Annotated in this window: 3 protein-coding genes; all 3 read right to left on the bottom strand. The window is 24.3% G+C overall.

The features are described from left to right. Positions 1-87 precede the first annotated feature (87 nt). Positions 88-723 carry a pyridoxamine 5'-phosphate oxidase gene (pdxH, locus tag ACERKK_RS12645; RefSeq protein ID WP_373773435.1) on the bottom strand — a complete coding sequence of 212 codons (636 nt, stop codon included), beginning with the start codon at positions 721-723 and terminating at the stop codon, positions 88-90. Positions 724-743: 20 nt separating this feature from the next. Further along, positions 744-2246 carry a hypothetical protein gene (locus tag ACERKK_RS12640; RefSeq protein ID WP_373773434.1) on the bottom strand — a complete coding sequence of 501 codons (1503 nt, stop codon included), beginning with the start codon at positions 2244-2246 and terminating at the stop codon, positions 744-746. 307 nt (positions 2247-2553) lie between these two features. Then, a partial coding sequence (locus ACERKK_RS12635) for an NADPH-dependent FMN reductase (RefSeq protein WP_373773433.1) occupies positions 2554-2835 on the bottom strand: 282 nt, incomplete at its 5' end.

The following is a 2835-nucleotide window of genomic DNA, read 5'->3' as shown; positions in this document are numbered from 1 at the left end:
TCTTTTATATTTAAATTTTAAGTATATTAACTAGTATAAAATATCTATACTTAATTTAAATATTATTTTATTTAACTTATATGTATTTTATGGAGCTAGTCTTGATACTTCCCAGTTATTATCTTTTAATGTATATGTAAATCTATCATGTAATCTATCTTGTCCACCTTGCCAAAACTCTATATGAATGGGTTTTATTATATAACCACCCCAAAAAGATGGAAATGGAACTTCACCTTTTACAAACTTTTTTTTCATTTCATCAAATTTTTGTTCAAGCAATGATCTTGAACTAATTATTTCACTTTGATGTGAAACCCAAGCTCCAATTTGGCTTCCTTTTGGTCTTGATAAAAAGTATTTTAAAGAATCAGTTGTAGAAATCTTTTCAATTGTACCTTCGATTTTTATTTGTCTTTCAAGCTCAAGCCATGTAAATAATAGTGCAGCTTTTGGATTTTGCTCTATTTGTTCTGCTTTTTTACTTTTATAATTAGTGAAAAAAACAAAACCTTGCTCATCAAAAGTTTTTAATAATACAGTTCTAATACTTGGCATCATATCATTTCCAACAGTTGCTAAACTCATTGCATTTGGTTCAAGAAGTTTTGCATCTATTGCATTTTTAAACCAAGTTTCAAACTGTTTAATAGGATTAGAATCTAAATCTTTGATTTTTAAACCTTTAGTTGTATATTTTCTTCTTAATTGTGATAAATCCAAAGTAACTCCTTTTAAAATTATTATCCAAATGTTTTAAGTAATATCTCTCTTAAATCTACTTTTATATCTTCATTTAAGGTCTTTTTATTACTATAAATATAAAATGGAACAGTATTAGACATTGAATGTTTAAGTCTTTTTCTTAGTGTTGATACTTCATCAATATTTATTAACTCTCCACCATCATATAATGAAAAGTCTTTTTTTATACCAAGATTAAATGATACGATTTGATAAGTAAAGAAAATATCTTCATTTATATTTTCCCACTTATTTATAAATGCATCTAGTTCTTTTTGTAATATTTTTAATTGATTATCAGTTATATATCCAAAACTTTCTCTAAATTGGTATCTTTGAACTTTAGTAAAACCTAAAACTTTATAAAATTCATTTAAATTTTTCCAAGGTGATCTAAATCTTCTTTTACCAAATAATACTTCTTCAAAAGAGTATAAATATTTTTTATCTTGCATTGTTAAAACAGTTTTATCTTTTATTTCAAAATATTCATTTTTAAATAGTGAAATTAACCAGTTTTCATCTAACATAGATATTGTATCAAGTTGTTTTTCAATATTTGTATTTTTAAAGTTCCAAAGCATAGAAATATTTAATGAAGCTTTTTCATTTAAGATTGGATTTTTAAAATATTTATTCGCAAGATACTGAACAACATTTTCAAGTAGGGCATCTGTTTTTGCAATACCATGATTAAAAATCACTTTTTTATAAAGATTAAATCTCATTTCTAACATATGCTCAATATCAATTAGTGCCATATCAAAAAAACTTAAATGAAATTGATTGTTCTGTTTTACTAGAACAGCTTGTTTTGTAATACGAATATGGTCATTAGGCCCTGTAATATATCCACTTGCTAACATATCTCTATTTACATAATCTAATCTATCAGCATCAACTGTACTATCAATAAATTTATGTAAAACTTTAAAATCAAAACCATTATAGTTTTTTTCTTCTAAAATATAAAGTGAAAGTTTTTGAATAAGTTTTATATACTCTTTATCAATACTTTTTTTAAGTAAATTTGCTAATTCATACTCAAATAGTAAAACTAAAAGCTCTTTACCAATTGCTTCATGTAAAACTTCTTGAGCATTATTTGTAATAGTTTCATATGTTTGTTTAAAAGAAATTTCTTTTTCTAAAAGCACTTCTTTATTTAACTCTTTAGTTTTGATTTTATTATAAACTTTTTTTAATGCATACTCTACTTGATGAGAAAAAGGTAAATGCCCAACATCATGTAATAAACCTATTATTCTTATAGTTTGTAAGACAATAGTATAAGCTGTTCTTTGAACTTTTGATTTTGTGGGAATTGTAAATTGATATAATGCTTTATTATCAAAATACTCCATATCATCAAGGTTTAGGTTTAATTTTTCTTCTTCTATAATAGAAAGAATTACATCTTTTAATGATAATAAGAAGTCATTTTTAGTAGTTTTATCTGCATTTAAAAGTGCATTTTTAAACATAAATGATGCTAAATGCATAGTTCCAAGTGAATGAATAAATCTTTTTGTTGTAATTGATGGATATGAAAAATATGCAAGTGCATTTTGTGTTATAAATTGTAGTCTATTTACAATTTTAGTTTGAAGTATTTTATCTTCAAGTTTTGTATACTCTATATGATTATAGATAGTATCATTTATTAGTCTATTTTGTATAATATATCCTTCTTTACTAATATTAAAAATATTAGATTTTAATTACATAATGATACATTATTTATTTAAAAATATGACTTATTAAATAATAAACCCATAAATATTTTTATGGGTTTATAAATAAATTTAATTAAATTCTTGAAAGTTTATCTAATTGATTAATCATTGAAATTGCAGAATCTTCATTTAATGGTTTTTCATAAGTAGTAAGAAGTTCTCTTGCTAGTATATTTGCACCAAGATGTTGAAATTGTATTCTCATTGCTTGAAGGCCTTTTTGACCACCACCACCTGAGTGTGTTGCAAGTCCTACAATCTTTTCATTGAAGGCATCTCTCCAATCTTTTGTAGCTCTTGATGTCCATGCCATTGCATTATTTAATACAGGAGGCATAACTCCATTATATTCAGG

The organism is Poseidonibacter sp. (assembly GCF_041821165.1).
Lineage (GTDB): Bacteria > Campylobacterota > Campylobacteria > Campylobacterales > Arcobacteraceae > Poseidonibacter.
Note: the sequence above shows the minus strand (reverse complement) of the source record. Positions and strands in the feature narration are given on the sequence as shown.

Excerpts from the sequence above, each read along its gene's own strand:
- ACERKK_RS12640 (WP_373773434.1), bottom strand. The coding sequence starts at position 2,246 with ATGCATTTAGCATCATTTATGTTTAAAAATGCACTTTTAAATGCAGAT.